The sequence below is a fragment of the Vibrio sp. CB1-14 genome, assembly GCF_040412085.2.
Lineage (GTDB): Bacteria > Pseudomonadota > Gammaproteobacteria > Enterobacterales > Vibrionaceae > Vibrio > Vibrio chaetopteri.
In genome coordinates this window covers 102,276-118,174 of sequence record NZ_CP115920.1, presented here as the reverse complement: position 1 = coordinate 118,174, position 15,899 = coordinate 102,276, and the positions used below count along the sequence as shown (strand labels likewise).

The following is a 15,899-nucleotide window of genomic DNA, read 5'->3' as shown; positions in this document are numbered from 1 at the left end:
TGCCTCCAATTACAGCATCGGTGTCTCAGCTGGTGGGACAGTCGCATCACTTTCCACCACTTTAACTTTCACGTCGTTACTCAGACGAACCTGACCAGAGGTAACAATGATGTCATCTGGGCTCACGCCTTCTAGGATGTGGGCGATATCGCCAGTACGCTCACCAACTTTAACGACTTGCTGCTTAACGCGTTTCTCGCCATCAACATCAGTCACGACATAAACGTTGTCGCCGTATAGCGTAAACGTGATAGCAGTTTGCGGTAGCGTCACTTGGTTCTCTAGCTTAGGCAGAATGATGTTCGCACGAGCGAACATACCGCTACGCAGTTTGCCATCGTTGTTTGGAATGTCTGCTTGAACTTGGATCAGACCACTTTGGATGCTAACCGCAGGTTCAATCGCAGAGATAGAGCCTTTAAATGGTTGGTTTGGATATGCATCAACAAAGATGTCGACATCTTGGCCAATCGAAACGCGAGAGAAATCTGTCTGAGGAACAGTAAAACGCAGCTTCATTAGGCTAGTGTCTTCAAGACGCACGATGTCGTCACTTGGTTGTAGGTATTGACCAAGGAATACGTTACGGATACCAACAACACCAGAGAATGGCGCTTTGATCTCACGGCGGTCAATCTGAGCTTTCAAGCTTTCGATATCCGCGGATAGAGAGAAGTAGCTCGCTTCGGCATCATCGTAAGCTTCACGAGAGATAGAGCCTTTCTTGTAAAGACCTTGGTAACGCTCGTACTTTGCTTTCGCTGCAGGTAGACGCGCCTGTGAACTTTTAAGGTTCGCTTTTTCTACGTCTGAGTCCAGAGATACCAGCAATTGACCCTTTTCAACCATAGAGCCAGATGCAAACGAGATATTGCTGATCACACCACTCGTTTCTGAAGTCAGCGTGACACCTTGGTTAGGTTCTACGAAACCGATGGCTTCGATAACTGGTACCCAATCTACAGGTTTAACAGTGGTCACGGTGACTGGAAACTCAGGCTCCGGGCGGTTAGCTAAATACTCAGCAATTTTCTGTTGCTTGAACAGGTTGAAACCTATCACACTGCCGAACAGCAGTATTGCGATAAGTAGCATGAAAAATGTCCACTTTTTCATTCTAACGAGAACTCCACATTAGTGTTTAATAATTGCATCCCAACTTGCTTCAATCGCAGCTTCCAGCGATGCATCATCAAGTTGATACAGACCCAGAGCATGCTTGCGAGCAAGCGATACGCTTGCTTCTAAGCTTAGTCCAGACAGAATTTCATTATCGAGGTTTTTGAAAACCCCTTGTTTCTTTCCTTCGTTGAATAGGTTATCCACTTGGGCAAACATTTTTCGTTCCTGTTCCCGAGTTTCATAACTATTTTTTGAAGGAATCGAATCGTATTGGACGCGAGTCTTTAACGAGTCGATATTGGAGGCTGCTACCCGCCAAATGTTTAACCACATGGTGCGATACTGCTCCTTGAGCGGTTTGTCCGCATCCACGCCTTCTTGTACTGCCTTCGCCATGCGAGACACCACAAACTGTCGTAGCTCTTCTAAAAGATGGTCCTTATCATCGAAGTATCGATAAATTGTGCCGGCTGCGACACCTGCTCTATTGGCGAGTTTTTGCATCGACACGCCCTGTATCCCAACTTCGGCGACCATTTTTTGCGCCGCTTCTAGGATTTGCAGTCGTTTGTCGTTGGTATTGATTGCCATCATTAGCCATCCGCTTATCAGTGAATGAACGTTCATTCATTATAAAACAATCTGGGCATATTTGTGCAACTTATTTTTTAACCTTCTTTTATAAAGGTTAAAAAAACCTACGGGACATGGCATTGTCTGCATTCGCAGTCTATTATGTGCGCGTTACAAAACTTCACTAGTGAGCACTTCAATGAAGCTAAATCCGCAGCAAGATATGGCGGTTAAATACGTCTCTGGTCCATGTCTGGTTCTTGCCGGCGCAGGGTCGGGTAAAACCCGCGTGATTACTAATAAGATAGCCTACCTAGTACAAAACTGCGGGTATAAGGCGAGAAATATCGCTGCGGTGACGTTTACCAATAAAGCTGCGCGCGAAATGAAAGAGCGTGTAGGGCAAACCTTAGGAAAGAATGAATCAAAAGGCTTGATGGTATCGACGTTCCATACCATGGGGCTGAATATTATCCGCCGCGAGTACAAAGCGCTGGGTTTGAAAGCTGGCTTCTCTCTATTCGACGATCAGGATCAGATGGCTTTGCTCAAAGAGCTGACAGAAAAGCAGCTTGATGGCGATAAAGATTTGTTGCGCTTGCTACTGAGTTCCATATCGAACTGGAAAAACGACCTGCTCACTCCTGAGCAGGTCAAAGGCAGTGCGCGATCAGAGCAAGAGCAGTTATTTGCTTACTGTTTTGAGATGTACCAAATCCAGATGAAAGCATACAACGCGCTCGATTTTGATGATCTGATTGCGTTGCCAGTGATTTTGCTTAAAACCAACCAAGAAGTGCGCGAACGCTGGCAAAAACGCATTCAGTATTTGCTGGTGGATGAGTATCAAGATACCAATACCAGCCAGTATGAGCTGGTTAAGCTGCTTGTTGGCGAGCGAGCTCGTTTTACCGTGGTAGGCGATGACGATCAGTCTATCTATTCATGGCGCGGTGCTAAGCCTCAGAACTTGGTTCTGCTTAACAAAGATTTCCCAAATCTTAAAGCGGTGATGCTCGAGCAGAACTATCGTTCAACGAGTCGAATTCTGCGTGCGGCGAATATCTTGATTGCTAACAACCCACACGTTTTCGAGAAATCACTGTTCTCAGAGATCCCTGATGGCGAAAAGCTCAAGGTACTCAAAGCCAAGAATGAAGAACATGAGGCAGAGCGCGTTACGGGCGAGCTTATTGCACACCGCTTTGTTAATCGCACCGATTATCGTGATTATGCCGTCTTATATAGAGGCAACCATCAATCGCGCTTGATTGAAAAGGCGTTGATGCAAAACCGAGTACCTTACAAGATCTCGGGTGGCACCTCGTTTTTTGCTCGTGCCGAAATTAAAGACATCATGGCTTACCTGCGTGTGTTGGTGAACCCGGACGATGACAATGCATTCTTGCGCATCGTCAATACGCCGCGTCGAGAAATTGGACCGGCGACATTGGAGAAGCTGGGTAGCTACGCCAATATGCGTAGCAAGAGCCTGTTCGAAGCCAGTTTTGAGTTGGGGCTAGAGCAGCACCTAACTGGTCGGGGGCTTGAGAATCTGCGTCGCTTTACTCAATGGATAGTGACCATTGGCGACAATGCCGAGCGTGGAAACACAGTAGAAGCTGTGCGCGCCTTAGTTCGTGATATTAATTACGAAGACTGGCTCTACGAGACTTCATCAAGCGCAAAAGCAGCAGAAATGCGCATGAAGAACGTGTCGGATCTCTATTCCTGGATTGTCGCAGACTTAGAGGGCGACAATTACGATAAAGAAGAGAAGACACTTAAAGAGGTGGTTCAGCGCCTTACTTTGCGTGACATGATGGAGCGCGGTGAAGAAGATGATGATAGCGACGCTGTTCAACTTATGACTCTGCATGCCTCAAAAGGCTTGGAGTTCCCTTATGTCTATTTGATTGGATCGGAAGAGGGGATTTTGCCGCATCAAACCAGTATTGATGAGGACAACGTCGAGGAAGAGCGCCGACTTATGTATGTGGGTATCACGCGGGCACAAAAAGAGCTGACATTTACTATTTGTAAAGAGCGCCGTCAGTTTGGTGAGCTCATCAAACCCGAGCATAGTCGTTTCCTAGATGAGCTTCCATTTGATGATGTCGATTGGGAGCAATCCAAAAAGCCAGTCTCTGCCGAAGAGCGGATGCAAAAAGGCCAAGCGCACATTGCCAATATTCGTGCGATGTTCAATAAGAAGTAACGACATTTTGCACTCTATATAAAGAAGGGGCTCACTGGTTAGTGAGCCCCTTCTTTATATAGAGTGCTTTTTCTGAATTACAGACCAGCAATCATGTGCTCGATAGCATCGATGATTTCTTGATCCGAACAATCCATACAAGAGCCTTTTGCTGGCATTGCGTTAAAGCCGTTGATTGCGTGATCCGCTAGCACGTCTTTGCCTTGTGCAATACGCGGAGCCCAATCACCCGCATCACCCGTTTTCGGTGCACCACTCACCCCAATTGAGTGACAAGCTGTACAGAAGGTGTTGTAAACAGTTGCACCATCGCGTGGACCAGTCGGCTCTGCAGCAACTGGCTCGCTGCCGGCTAAGTAAACACCACCAACAGGTTTAATACGCTCTGCGATAGCGTCATATTCTTCTTGGCTCACATCCGCTGCAAAAGAGGCAGTAGAAAAAGTTAGTGCAGCGACCAACACAGTTAAGATTCGACGAGACATATCCATTAAACTCACTTTACTATCCAACAAGGTAGCAAGTCGGTGCTTGCTATTCATTTATACGATTTTATTCTGCTTGCTGATCTAACAGCTGTTAAATCAATGTAAACATTGGGTGATTATATCCTGTTAACTTGTTGCAATAAACCACAACTTTTCAGCTTCACGGGGTGAATCACATCGTCAAGCTACTATTTTCGGTACCAAAGTGCTGAAAAAGACAACAAACGAGAAAAAAAGTTGAAAAAGTACTTTACGACATAGTGTGATATCCGTATTATTCCCATCCGCCGATAGGGCATGCGCCCGTAGCTCAGCTGGATAGAGCGTTGGCCTCCGGAGCCAAAGGTCGAAGGTTCGAATCCTTTCGGGCGTGCCATCCGGATATAATTATTGGCAACAAATAGTGGTGGCTATAGCTCAGTTGGTAGAGCCCTGGATTGTGATTCCGGTGGTCGCGAGTTCGAATCTCGTTAGCCACCCCATTATTTCGGTGACTTTTGTCTCCTGTTTTGATTTAATCGAAACGAAATCGTTCTGAAAAGAACATCGTCGGTGAATAGCGCAGCTTGGTAGCGCATCTGGTTTGGGACCAGAGGGTCGGGGGTTCGAATCCCTCTTCACCGACCACTATTTTAGTTATCGTATTAACGGTGACAAAACAAAATTTGTGGTGGCTATAGCTCAGTTGGTAGAGCCCTGGATTGTGATTCCGGTGGTCGCGAGTTCGAATCTCGTTAGCCACCCCATTAATTTTGGTAGCCTTTCAAATTAAAGTGCTCCCCTTTACGTTGCAAAGCGTAATAAAAATTGTCGGTGAATAGCGCAGCTTGGTAGCGCATCTGGTTTGGGACCAGAGGGTCGGGGGTTCGAATCCCTCTTCACCGACCACCATTCAAGGCCTTGTCGAAAGACAAGGCCTTTTTCGTATGTGTTTTCATAAGTTTTAGGAAAGCCCATGCGGGTGGGAGGCTAGGTGGCCAGTCCCATGGAAGCCCTGCCGTCGAGTGTCGAACCAATCACATCCCTCTACCGACCACTATTCGAAAGCCTCGTCAAAAGACGGGGTTTTATCGTTTTCGATGGTTGGAAAACTCCGAAGTGGCGTAGGTGAGTGAACTCAGGAGAGCTAATGAGCTCGATTTCATGACTTTCGCTAGTCTGGTTTCATATGATTGCTGTGATTAAAACGCGAAAGCTTACTCTTCTAGGTACTATTTCTTTCTATAAATAGCCTGATGTGTCTCTTGGAGTAGGCTGAATAACATTTCTACGATTCTTGTGAGATAAGAAATGGTGCTTCGCTCTGCGTTTTCTGGAAAAGCTAGAGTTTTGTTCATAATGATAGCACTGACTATGTTGCAATTTAATGTAGAGTAAAATGTTGCTCACTTTCAAAATCTGAGCATTTAGGCTAGGAAGTGTGATTAAGATCTAGACTTTAGTTCTGCAAATGACTTTGTGACAAAATTTATGTTTCCATGGTGTTAAAATCATTGTGGAATAACTATTCGAAGCTGGTTAGTTATTAATGTGGCTAATATCGTGATGTGTAGCGATTTATGATCGTTTTTTAGTGGGTTTTATTGGTGCTACATCAAGTTTTTCAATAGGTCTTACCATTGCTATATGTAGTTAATGTGCATAAATATTTATTTATACTGCTTTAGATTTGCCTGAATTCGAATTTTTATCCTATTTTTGTTGCTTTTCTGTGAAAGATTTGCCAAATTGATGCACTTGTAATTAGTCAGCAGAAAATGCTGTCTAAGAATGGATTCAATTTTTCAGACAGGGGCAGAAAACTGCCAAAGCAGTAGAGGTCTGGTAATGTCATTATTAGAAGTTAAAGATCTTCGTATCGAATACCCATCTCGCCATGGGGTACATGCCGCGGTTAAAAATTTGTCGTTCAATATTGAGCGCGGCGAAATTGTTGGTGTTGTGGGTGAGTCTGGTGCAGGTAAATCGACCGTAGGTAATGCGGTCATTGATTTGCTATCACCTCCAGGAACGATCGCTGGTGGCGAAGTGTTCTTGGATGGAGAGAAAATCTCCGGTCTATCTCCTGAACAGATGCGAAAAGTTCGTGGCTCAAAAATCGGGTTTATTTTCCAAGACCCAATGACCTCACTTAATCCACTCTTCACGGTTGAGCAACAATTAAAAGAGACCATCCACGCCAATATGAAGGTGACGGATGAGCAAGCCTATGAGCGCTCGCTTAACCTAATGAAGCAAGTGGGTATCCCACAACCAGAAAACCGTCTTAAACAATACCCACACCAGTTCTCTGGTGGTATGCGTCAGCGTGTGGTTATCGCTATCGCGCTAGCGGGAGAGCCTGAGCTAATCATTGCTGATGAGCCAACCACGGCACTGGATGTATCAATTCAAGATCAAATCTTAGGTTTGATTCGCGACCTGTGCATTAAGAACAACGTGGGTTGTATGCTAGTTACGCATGATATGGGTGTGGTTTCTAACGTGACTGACCGGGTGGCGGTAATGTATCGCGGTGACCTGGTTGAGTTTGGTGCGACTAAGAAAGTACTGGGTGACCCTGATCATCCATATACACGTAGCCTGATTTCTGCGGTTCCTCGTTCAGACATGAAACTGGATCGCTTCCCGCTGGTTAGTTACATCGAAGAAGCTCAAGAAATGGAGCCGCTTGATGTAAAAAACCACTGGCTAGGTCAAAGCCAAGATCACCGTGACTACACCGGTCCACTCCTTAACGTAGAGAACGTAAACCTTCGCTTTGTGACCAAAGATTCTTTGTTCGAAAGCCGTCGTGAGTACGTTCAGGCGTCGAACAACGTGAGCTTTGAGGTTCATGAGGGCGAGACATTTGGTCTGGTGGGTGAGTCAGGTTCTGGTAAATCAACCATTGCTCGCGTTATCGCGGGTCTGTACGCGCCAAACTCAGGCAAAGTGACCTTTGAGGGTATCGACTTAACCTCACTTAAGTCGGAGAAAGAGCGCCGTCCAATGCGTCGTCAGATGCAGATGGTGTTCCAAAACCCATACACCTCAATGAACCCGCGTATGAAGATCTACGACATCATCGCTGAGCCAATTCGTTTCCACAAACTGACCGCAAACGAGTCAGAAACCAAACAGATTGTTGAAGATCTGCTTGAGCACGTGGGGCTTGGTAAGATGGCGGGTGTGAAGTATCCGCATGAGTTCTCCGGTGGTCAGCGTCAGCGTATTTCTATCGCGCGCGCACTGGCAACGCGTCCACGTCTATTGATTTGTGATGAGCCTACATCAGCCCTTGATGTATCGGTTCAGGCGCAGATTTTGAACTTACTTAAAGACCTTCAGCAAGAGCTGAACCTCACCATGCTGTTCATCAGTCACGATTTGCCGGTTATCCGTCAGATGTGTGATCGAGTGGGTGTAATGCAGATGGGTACGCTACTGGAAGTGGCACCAACCGAGCAATTGTTTACCGACCCACAACACGAATACAGCCAACACCTGATTTCCTTGATGCCTGAATTTACAGGTTTAAGAGAAGAAGTAGTAAAAACGGCGTAAGCCAAATAAGTTCCTAATGGAAATATAAGCAGAAGCAAACACAACAAAAAGGGATCCGGATCCCCGCATGAAGGAGTTATGCACAATGAAAACCATGAAAAGTAAATTAGCAGTGGCTTTGATGGCAGCTGGCCTGAGCTTTAGCGCTGCAGCGGCAAACATCACCGTAGCATACGACGCTGACCCAGTAACGCTTGATCCACAAGAGCAGCTATCTGGCGGTGTGATGCAGCTTTCACACATGGTATTTGACCCACTAGTACGTTTTAACCAAGACATGGAATTTGAGCCTCGTTTGGCTGAGTCTTGGGATCGTGTCGACAACGAAACTATGCGTTTCAACCTACGTAAAGGTGTTAAGTTCCACTCTGGTAACGAGCTAACGGCTGACGACGTAGTATGGACATTTGCGCGTCTTAAGAAGTCTGCTGACTTTAAAGGTATCTTTGCGCCGCTAGTATCACTGACTAAAGTTGACGACTACACCATCGAAATCAAGACTGACGGTACTTACCCGCTAGTTGAGAACGTGGCAACGTACATCTTCCCAATGGACAGCAAGTTCTACTCAGGTACAGCGGCAGACGGTACAGACAAAGGCGAAATCGTTAAGCACGGTAACTCTTTTGCTTCTACTAACGTTTCTGGTACTGGCCCATTCACGGTCAAATCACGTGAGCAAGGCATCAAGGTTGAGTTTGAGCGTAACCCTAACTACTGGGATACCGCATCAAAAGGTAACGTTGATAACCTAACACTTGTACCAATCAAAGAAGCAGCAACGCGTGTAGCAGCACTTCTTTCTGGCGACGTAGACATGATTGCTCCAGTAGCACCAAACGACTACAAACGTGTGGATAGCGCGAGCAACATCAACCTATACACTATGCCTGGTACGCGTGTAATCACGTTCCAAATGAACCAAAACAGCAACGAAGCGCTGAAAGACGTTCGCGTTCGTCAAGCTATCGTTCACGCCATCAACAACGAAGGTATTGCTAAGAAGATCATGAAAGGTGCTGCGACACCTGCAGGTCAGCAAAGCCCAGTTGGTTACGCGGGTTACAACGAAGAGCTAACACCACGCTACGACCTGAAGAAAGCGAAAGAGCTAATGAAGGAAGCGGGTTACGAGAACGGCTTTACGCTATCTATGATGGCGCCAAACAACCGTTACGTGAACGATGACAAGATTGCTCAAGCTGCGGCAGCAATGCTGTCTAAGATCGGCATCAAGGTTGATCTGAAGACAATGCCTAAAGCGCAATACTGGCCAGAGTTTGATAAGTGTGCAGCAGACATGATGATGATCGGCTGGCACCCAGATACAGAAGATTCAGCGAACTTCACAGAGTTCCTAACAATGACTCGTGATGAAACAACGGGTCGTGGTCAGTACAACTGTGGTCACTACTCTAACCCAGAAGTGGACAAGATTGTTGCTGCATCTAACTCTGAGACAGACCTAGCGAAGCGAAGCGCGATGCTTAAGCAAGTTGAAGCAACGCTATACGATGAAGCGGCGTTTGTTCCTCTACACTGGCAAGATCCATCATGGGCAGCGAAGTCTAACGTTGAGATTGGCCCAATCATCAACGGCATGAACTTCCCATACTTTGGTGATCTAGTCGTTAAGTAAGCGGCACTCTCTCGCTGAGTAAGCGACAGATAATCGCGCTCTGCTTTGTTCAGCGAGCAGAGCGCGTTTTTTTAGGCTGAACGAAATTTTTAATGTAATGGATACATAAGGGGCAAGGAATGTTTTCGTTTCTGGTCAAGCGCCTGTTTCAGGCACTGATAGTGATGTTTGTGATCAGTTTGGTGGCGTTTGCCATTCAGGATAACCTGGGCGACCCGTTGCGTGAACTTGTAGGTCAGTCGGTTTCAGAAGCAGAGCGTCAAGCGATGCGAGATGAAATGGGCCTCAACGATCCCTTCATTACGAAATACGCGCGTTTTCTTGGTAACGCGGTACAAGGTGATTTAGGTAACTCATACTTCTTCAAGCGCCCTGCGGTTGAAGTGATTGCGAGCAAATTAGTGGCGACGCTAGAGCTGGTACTGGGTGCCACGTTAATCATAATCTGTTTATCTATCCCTCTTGGGGTCTACTCTGCAATTAACCCGAAGAGTTTCTTTACCAAAGTTGTGATGGCAGGCAGTAGCATCGGTATCTCGATCCCTGTTTTCCTAACCGCAATCATGTTGATGTATGTCTTCTCTATCGAACTAGGCTGGCTCCCGTCCTACGGACGAGGTGAAACCGCAAACTGGTTTGGTTGGGACTCTGGCTTCCTAACGCTTGATGGTCTGGCGCATCTAGTGCTGCCATGTATCGCACTGGCTTCCATTATGTTGCCGCTGTTTATTCGTCTAGTGCGCGCAGAAATGCTAGAAGTGCTGAGCTCTGAATACATCAAGTTTGGTAAGGCGAAAGGTCTAGCGCTGCATAAGATCTACTACCAACACGCTCTTAAAAACACCATGCTGCCGGTATTGACGGTAGGTGGCGTACAAATCGGTACTATGGTGGCGTATACCATTCTAACCGAAACAGTATTCCAGTGGCCTGGTACAGGCTTCCTTTTCCTTGAGGCAATCAACCGTGTAGATACGCCACTTATTACTGCGTACGTTATCTTTGTAGGTCTTATCTTCGTTGTGACGAACACTATTGTCGACCTGCTATACGGCCTGATTAACCCAACTGTAAACCTAACTGGTAAAGGAGCATAACCATGACACAAGCAGTACAAACTGTTCCTTCACGTTGGGAGCGTTTCAAACAATCGGATTTTCTGTATTACTTTAAGCGCGACAAGGTTGCGATGACGAGTTTCACTGTCTTTATGGTGATTCTAGTGATGTCGTTGGCCTCGCCGTTGATTGCACCGCATAACCCGTATGATCTCAGTACCATCGACATTATGGATGCCGAGTTGCCACCATCTTGGATGGAAGACGGCGACGCAACCTTCCCGCTGGGTACCGATGAGCAAGGTCGTGATATTCTGTCGACGATTCTTTACGGCTCTCGTCTATCACTAACGATTGGCTTTGCTGCTGTAGGTCTTCAGCTACTTCTAGGTACCGTTATTGGTCTGTCAGCGGGTTACTTCGGTGGTCGTGTTGATAGCTTCCTAATGCGCTTTGCTGACGTTCAGCTATCGTTCTCAACCATGATGGTGGCGATCATTGTTTCGGCTATCTTTAAGGCGAGCTTTGGCAGCGAGTTCTTCAGTCAATATGCGGTGCTGATGCTGGTGGTGATCATCGGTATTGCCGAATGGCCACAGTATGCGCGTACCATCCGTGCTTCGGTACTGGCTGAGAAGAAGAAAGAGTACGTGGAAGCGGCGCGCGTGATGGGCTTTAAAGCACCACGCATCATGTTCCGTCACATTCTGCCAAACTGTTTGTCGCCAATCTTAGTTATCTCAACAGTACAGGTGGCGAACGCGATCATGTCAGAAGCAGCGCTGTCGTTCCTTGGACTTGGTCTACCGGTTGACCAACCGTCGCTGGGTGCACTTATCAGTATCGGCTTCAAGTACATCTTCTCGGGTGCTTGGTGGATCACGGCGTTCCCAGGCCTGGTTCTGATCACTTTAGTACTAGTAATCAACCTATTAGGTGACTGGTTACGTGATGTATTTAACCCGAAAATCTACAAAGGGTGATCGAGAGAGATTGATTTTTAAACCCAATCCTCACTACACTAAGAGTCGCAAATGATTGCGACTCTTTTTATTTGTGTCGCAAATTCCAGATGAAGTGTTCAGGGGATAGGTATGGGCTCTTTCGGCAGAGTTAAGGGATTAGCAAGCGTTTCATCACGCTGGCTGCGTAGTAGTGTTCTGCTCGGGGTATTGACTGTGTCGACGAACGTATTGGCAGACGATGCTCTGTGTGATGCTAGCCAAGCTTCTACGAATCAACTCCCAGTGTTAGCGGAAAACTGCCCCATCGGCAGTGGGGTTTGGGGTAGCACAGTTCCGGAGTCTAAAGACGCTGTTTATTGGATTCAATGTGGGATACTCGAGACGCCGATGCCTCTTGAGCAGGCAATGCCACTGTACTCGGAGATATCCTCCGATGTCTGGATGCTGCCACAGCAGAGCAGTTACCGCTGTTTGATTGGCCCTTACACCGATGTGAATAAAGCCAAGCGGGACTTAATCGAGGTTAAAGGAGTAAGCGGCTACGGAGATGCATTTATTCGTGTGGTTGAGCGCAGCGGGAAGATGGTGAGCGCTTCGTCTTCCTCCGTTGCCAAGCCCTCCAACCCTACCGGTGTAAAAGCCGCCTTCAGTAAACCACAAGCATCTGAGAAAACCCTTGCCCTTAAGCCTCAGTCTGGCCAAGACAAGTCCCAACCAACACCTCAATCCCAATCGACAGCGCCAAAACCTGCCAAGAAAGCGACAACCATTCCAGCACTGCCTACAACCAAGTCTTTTTCTCTCTCCGTTCGACTCTCTACACAGGTCGATGGCAAACGCTATGCTGTTCCTTACCTCTCGGGCGGTGACCATCAGTTCTATATGGAGCATGATAAGGCTTGGAATCGTTTAAGCTACAACAGCGCCATTAAGGTATGCAGCGATCTCGATATGCATTTAGTGAGCAACAGTGAGTGGCAAGCACTTGTTGGTTCCAAGGTCATGAACAACAACCAGTGGCCGATGCAAATGCCGTATTGGGGAGATGGTCAGAAGGGACTATTTACCAACGGCAAGGTGTCACCGCTTAAAGGTAACACCTTGCTGAACGTGGTGTGTGTCGGGAAGTAAACGTTATGGCAGCAACCAGCGAGTTTTTGCGCTGCGAGCGAGCAGCCAGCTGGTGGCCAGCGCCAAACTGCCGCTGATGATGACCCAGAAAGGGATCATATAAATCGGGTGTCCATGGTGCAGTCCTAGCTCATTCATCGGCCATAAAAACAGCGGGTGCAGAATATAGATACCTAAACTGTATTGACTGATAAAGCTCACCACTTTCTTCACTTTTGGTTTTAGATTGTCCGCATATGCCTTACAGACAATGAAAATCATACTTGCCGCGAGAACTGTATTCAGCGTCTTGTATGAGAACCAGCGGCCGACATAATAGCGGTCGGCTTCAATACTGCCTTGCACCACCATGTAGCTGCTTAGTGCCATCGCACCAACGCCAAGGATGACGGATATCACCACCACGCCGCGACTGGCAGGCAGCTTTTGATACAAAATGTAGCCCAGTGGCAGCAATCCCATATACAGCCAGAACTGCTCACTCCAAGGGCCATCTATACGCATCAAGAATAGCAGGGTCGTCAATAACCAGAGCCCTGTGAACGCATAAAGCGCCCCATCGTCGAATTTACGAACGAAGATTTGCAGAAACGGAATAGCTGCGTAAAGTGGGATGAAGTAGTAAAAAAATCCCAGGTGGTAATAAGTTTGGTGATGATAACTCTCAGCGAGTACCTCTTTTACCGTTTCGCCATTAAAACCTTCAATCGTCCAGCCTGACAAATAGGCGTAAAACAGCGACCACATTAAAAATGGGATCAGCACTTTGCCTAATCGGCGCGATAGGTAGTATTTAAGATCGAAAGGGCGCGTATCATTAAGCATGAGAGCGCCAGTGATAAGGATAAACACTGGTACTGCCCAGCGGCTAAAACCATTAAAGGTGATCGCTGTTACCCATTCGCCCATTGGGATTTGTCCAAGTTCATGACGGTAAGGCCCAAGCGCATGAATGATGATCACCGCCAGCGCCGCCACACAGCGCATCGCATCAAAGAAATAAACGTGTTTTTTGTCCATTAACAACTCCTTACAGTCTTCACAAACTATAAGGAAGTTTTGCCAACTAAGAAAGGGAGTGGGGATCAGAGTTGTGTAAAAACTGCCCCGCAGGGCAGTTTGAGGATCTCGCGTTACTTCGCGAGTTTAAGCCATTCTCTATATAGGTTGTCAGCCAGATCGTGGTTCTCAGTAAACAATAGCGGCTTAGATTGATTACGACTGTCTTCGTAGGCTACATGCAAGCCTTGGCTTGTTAATGTAGTGAACGAGATCACCCAATCTTCATCGAAGTCGCTAGCACTAAGGACGAGGTCGCCTTGGTCACTAATACGCCATGATCCTTGCATTTCAGTCTCTGGCCAATTGAGTCCCTGTCTTTCCACAATCACGCCACTACCATCCGTGTTGAGGGTAATCTTCGCCATATCTGGGTCCGCCTTGTTAGACGTGGAATCATCCCAGAAGTGATACAAAGTCTTGCCAGCAAACTCTGATGCCGTTACCACACGCTTTTCGTAGCCGTTGTCACCAAAGTTTACTTGGCTAGCGACAAACAAATCGTTTTGAGGCGTCACGGTTAGACTGAGCTTTTCACCAAGTAAAATGATGGTCTCTTCGCCGTCAGGAGTAATGTAGCCAGTATCGGTGTAGGTAAGCGAGTGTTCGCCGACTTTGCCGTTGTCATCGATAAAGCTGACTTTATTCTCGTGGAAGGTGATTTCTGAAACCCCCTCTTTGTGGAAATAGTCATCATTGGTCGACACATAGTAATAGGTTGAGCCGACCATCATGTCTTTGACGGTTTTTGGCGATTCGCTAACGTTACCCTTTTCATCAACGATGATGGTGTCTAGATCGACGTCGTTATTTACCTGTTCTGCAATTTTATCTTGGATGTTTGTGAGCTGAGTTTTGATATCAGAAAGGTTCGCTTCTGAGCTGGCGAGATCATTATCTAGTTGCAACGTTAGTGAGCGAGCAATGGCATGCACTTGTTTCGCGTTGGCGTTGGCTTGCTTTGCAGCCACGTAGTCAGTATCTAGGGTGGTGCTGTCGATATTTAAATCTGTCGCGACTTCTTCCAGCGTTTTCTGTTCGAGAACGGCAATGGTTGAGAATGGGCTGACAACTGCGGTGCCTGCTGGTGCCGCGATCTCAAATGTGTTGATCAGCCTGCCGCCTTTATCGGTATCGTAACTGCGACCTGCAACGGCGCGAACGATGACTGGGAACTCGGCATCGGCCTCCGAAATGGTGAACTTACCCTGTGAATCAGTGGTAGCCGTCAACTTCTCGTCGGTTTCAGCAATGTTGTTACGGTTACGGTCAATGTAGACATCAGCGTCTACCAAGTAGCCATCAAGAGCTAGTCGCTGCAACGAAGGCTTAGTTTGCTCACCGCCGCCAGTTGAGGTGCCGGCATCACCATTATCGCTACCGCCGCAGCCAGTAAGAATCAAAGAAACCGCGATGGCGATTGCGCTAAGTTGTTTCATAGGGTCGTTCCTTGTTTGGTTTCACTCGGTTAATGACCCTTTTTTAACCGTTTACTGAATGAGCAACAAGGAACGTAATTGTCACAAAAAACCGTAAAAATAATTTATATCTGTGACTGCATCCAACTGCGAGAGAACTTGAGGTCTTTCTCGATAAGACTGGGGCTGCATTGCAGCATGTCACTGATTTCTTTATTTTTAAGGCCAGCAAAGTAGCGCAATTGGAGCACTTCGGATTGGCGTGGGAAGCGTTTTTTAAGCTCTCCTAAAGCACTATCAAAGCTCATCAGTTGATCAAAGTTCTGTTGGTCTCGCGTGGTCGCGGTTGTGGGTTGGCGCTTTTGTGCGAGGCGTTTTCTGGATTGGTCGATAAGGATTTGGCGTACGACCTTGGAGACCAGTAAGAAGAATTGCTTCCGATTCTGCAGATAGCTGACGTCATGCTGGGACAGTTTGACGTAAGCATCATGGATCAGAGCTGTGGTGTTGTTTACCTCTTGCTCGTGGTGTTCTGCATTATCACCAAATTTATCTAAAGCACGCACCCGCTCTTTGTGGGCGATGCTCTTTAGTTGTTCATAGGCATAATGAAACAGCAGCCCCTCAGCCTGCTTATCGCCGTTGTGCCACCGGACGATGATATCTGTCAGTTGCATTGGCT

General features: G+C 47.0%; 12 protein-coding genes and 5 tRNA genes. 11 read left to right on the top strand and 6 right to left on the bottom strand.

The annotated features are described in order from the left end of the window. Nucleotides 1-9: 9 nt before the first annotated feature. Together PG915_RS00560 and PG915_RS00555 are read right to left on the bottom strand one after the other, a co-directional pair. Nucleotides 10-1,116 carry an efflux RND transporter periplasmic adaptor subunit gene (locus PG915_RS00560; RefSeq protein ID WP_353497451.1) on the bottom strand — a complete coding sequence of 369 codons (1,107 nt, stop codon included), beginning with the start codon at nucleotides 1,114-1,116 and terminating at the stop codon, nucleotides 10-12. Between the two features lie 18 nt (nucleotides 1,117-1,134). After that, nucleotides 1,135-1,713, bottom strand: coding sequence for a TetR/AcrR family transcriptional regulator (locus tag PG915_RS00555; RefSeq protein ID WP_353498627.1), 579 nt, complete (start codon nucleotides 1,711-1,713; stop codon nucleotides 1,135-1,137). Between the two features lie 181 nt (nucleotides 1,714-1,894). Here PG915_RS00555 and rep point away from each other — a divergent pair, with 181 nt between their 5' ends. Then, a complete protein-coding gene (gene rep, locus PG915_RS00550) occupies nucleotides 1,895-3,913 on the top strand; it encodes a DNA helicase Rep (protein WP_353497450.1) in 2,019 nt (672 codons plus the stop codon). A 77-nt stretch (nucleotides 3,914-3,990) separates the two neighbouring features. Here rep and PG915_RS00545 read toward each other — a convergent pair whose 3' ends face one another. Beyond that, nucleotides 3,991-4,404 carry a c-type cytochrome gene (locus PG915_RS00545; protein ID WP_042501986.1) on the bottom strand — a complete coding sequence of 138 codons (414 nt, stop codon included), beginning with the start codon at nucleotides 4,402-4,404 and terminating at the stop codon, nucleotides 3,991-3,993. 296 nt (nucleotides 4,405-4,700) lie between these two features. Here PG915_RS00545 and PG915_RS00540 point away from each other — a divergent pair. The 10 genes from PG915_RS00540 (at nucleotide 4,701) to PG915_RS00495 (ending at nucleotide 12,740) form a co-directional block, all read left to right on the top strand. After that, a tRNA-Arg gene (locus PG915_RS00540) sits at nucleotides 4,701-4,777 on the top strand. A 30-nt stretch (nucleotides 4,778-4,807) separates the two neighbouring features. After that, nucleotides 4,808-4,883 (top strand) — tRNA-His (locus PG915_RS00535). A 68-nt stretch (nucleotides 4,884-4,951) separates the two neighbouring features. Continuing rightward, nucleotides 4,952-5,028: transfer RNA gene (locus tag PG915_RS00530), tRNA-Pro, on the top strand. A gap of 43 nt (nucleotides 5,029-5,071) precedes the next feature. Beyond that, nucleotides 5,072-5,147: transfer RNA gene (locus tag PG915_RS00525), tRNA-His, on the top strand. A 65-nt stretch (nucleotides 5,148-5,212) separates the two neighbouring features. Then, nucleotides 5,213-5,289 (top strand) — tRNA-Pro (locus PG915_RS00520). Nucleotides 5,290-6,228: 939 nt separating this feature from the next. Next, nucleotides 6,229-7,947: an ABC transporter ATP-binding protein gene (locus PG915_RS00515; RefSeq protein WP_353497449.1), complete on the top strand. Its 1,719-nt coding sequence runs from the start codon at nucleotides 6,229-6,231 to the stop codon at nucleotides 7,945-7,947. A gap of 85 nt (nucleotides 7,948-8,032) precedes the next feature. Continuing rightward, complete coding sequence (locus tag PG915_RS00510) at nucleotides 8,033-9,586, top strand: ABC transporter substrate-binding protein (protein ID WP_353497448.1); 1,554 nt, start codon at nucleotides 8,033-8,035, stop codon at nucleotides 9,584-9,586. 119 nt (nucleotides 9,587-9,705) lie between these two features. After that, nucleotides 9,706-10,683, top strand: a complete 978-nt coding sequence (locus PG915_RS00505) for an ABC transporter permease (protein WP_353497447.1) — start codon at nucleotides 9,706-9,708, stop codon at nucleotides 10,681-10,683. 2 nt (nucleotides 10,684-10,685) lie between these two features. Continuing rightward, complete coding sequence (locus PG915_RS00500; RefSeq protein WP_353497446.1) at nucleotides 10,686-11,627, top strand: ABC transporter permease; 942 nt, start codon at nucleotides 10,686-10,688, stop codon at nucleotides 11,625-11,627. Between the two features lie 111 nt (nucleotides 11,628-11,738). Then, entirely contained in the window at nucleotides 11,739-12,740 is a 1,002-nt protein-coding gene (locus PG915_RS00495) for an SPOR domain-containing protein (protein ID WP_353497445.1), read from the top strand. A gap of 3 nt (nucleotides 12,741-12,743) precedes the next feature. On the opposite strand, the gene PG915_RS00490 is transcribed toward PG915_RS00495, so the two are convergent. The 3 genes from PG915_RS00490 to PG915_RS00480 form a co-directional block, all read right to left on the bottom strand. Next, nucleotides 12,744-13,760, bottom strand: coding sequence for an acyltransferase (locus tag PG915_RS00490; RefSeq protein ID WP_353497444.1), 1,017 nt, complete (start codon nucleotides 13,758-13,760; stop codon nucleotides 12,744-12,746). Between the two features lie 113 nt (nucleotides 13,761-13,873). Continuing rightward, complete coding sequence (locus PG915_RS00485; RefSeq protein ID WP_353497443.1) at nucleotides 13,874-15,238, bottom strand: hypothetical protein; 1,365 nt, start codon at nucleotides 15,236-15,238, stop codon at nucleotides 13,874-13,876. A gap of 104 nt (nucleotides 15,239-15,342) precedes the next feature. Next, on the bottom strand, nucleotides 15,343-15,894 hold the full coding sequence (locus tag PG915_RS00480; protein WP_353497442.1) for an ECF-type sigma factor: 552 nt from the start codon (nucleotides 15,892-15,894) through the stop codon (nucleotides 15,343-15,345). Between the last annotated feature and the right edge of the window lie 5 nt (nucleotides 15,895-15,899).

Excerpts from the sequence above, each read along its gene's own strand:
- PG915_RS00500 (WP_353497446.1), top strand. The coding sequence starts at position 10,686 with ATGACACAAGCAGTACAAACTGTTCCTTCACGTTGGGAGCGTTTCAAA.
- rep (WP_353497450.1), top strand. The coding sequence starts at position 1,895 with ATGAAGCTAAATCCGCAGCAAGATATGGCGGTTAAATACGTCTCTGGT.
- PG915_RS00555 (WP_353498627.1), bottom strand. The coding sequence starts at position 1,713 with ATGGCAATCAATACCAACGACAAACGACTGCAAATCCTAGAAGCGGCG.
- PG915_RS00495 (WP_353497445.1), top strand. The coding sequence starts at position 11,739 with ATGGGCTCTTTCGGCAGAGTTAAGGGATTAGCAAGCGTTTCATCACGC.
- PG915_RS00510 (WP_353497448.1), top strand. The coding sequence starts at position 8,033 with ATGAAAACCATGAAAAGTAAATTAGCAGTGGCTTTGATGGCAGCTGGC.
- PG915_RS00480 (WP_353497442.1), bottom strand. The coding sequence starts at position 15,894 with ATGCAACTGACAGATATCATCGTCCGGTGGCACAACGGCGATAAGCAG.
- PG915_RS00515 (WP_353497449.1), top strand. The coding sequence starts at position 6,229 with ATGTCATTATTAGAAGTTAAAGATCTTCGTATCGAATACCCATCTCGC.
- PG915_RS00490 (WP_353497444.1), bottom strand. The coding sequence starts at position 13,760 with ATGGACAAAAAACACGTTTATTTCTTTGATGCGATGCGCTGTGTGGCG.
- PG915_RS00485 (WP_353497443.1), bottom strand. The coding sequence starts at position 15,238 with ATGAAACAACTTAGCGCAATCGCCATCGCGGTTTCTTTGATTCTTACT.
- PG915_RS00560 (WP_353497451.1), bottom strand. The coding sequence starts at position 1,116 with ATGAAAAAGTGGACATTTTTCATGCTACTTATCGCAATACTGCTGTTC.
- PG915_RS00505 (WP_353497447.1), top strand. The coding sequence starts at position 9,706 with ATGTTTTCGTTTCTGGTCAAGCGCCTGTTTCAGGCACTGATAGTGATG.
- PG915_RS00545 (WP_042501986.1), bottom strand. The coding sequence starts at position 4,404 with ATGGATATGTCTCGTCGAATCTTAACTGTGTTGGTCGCTGCACTAACT.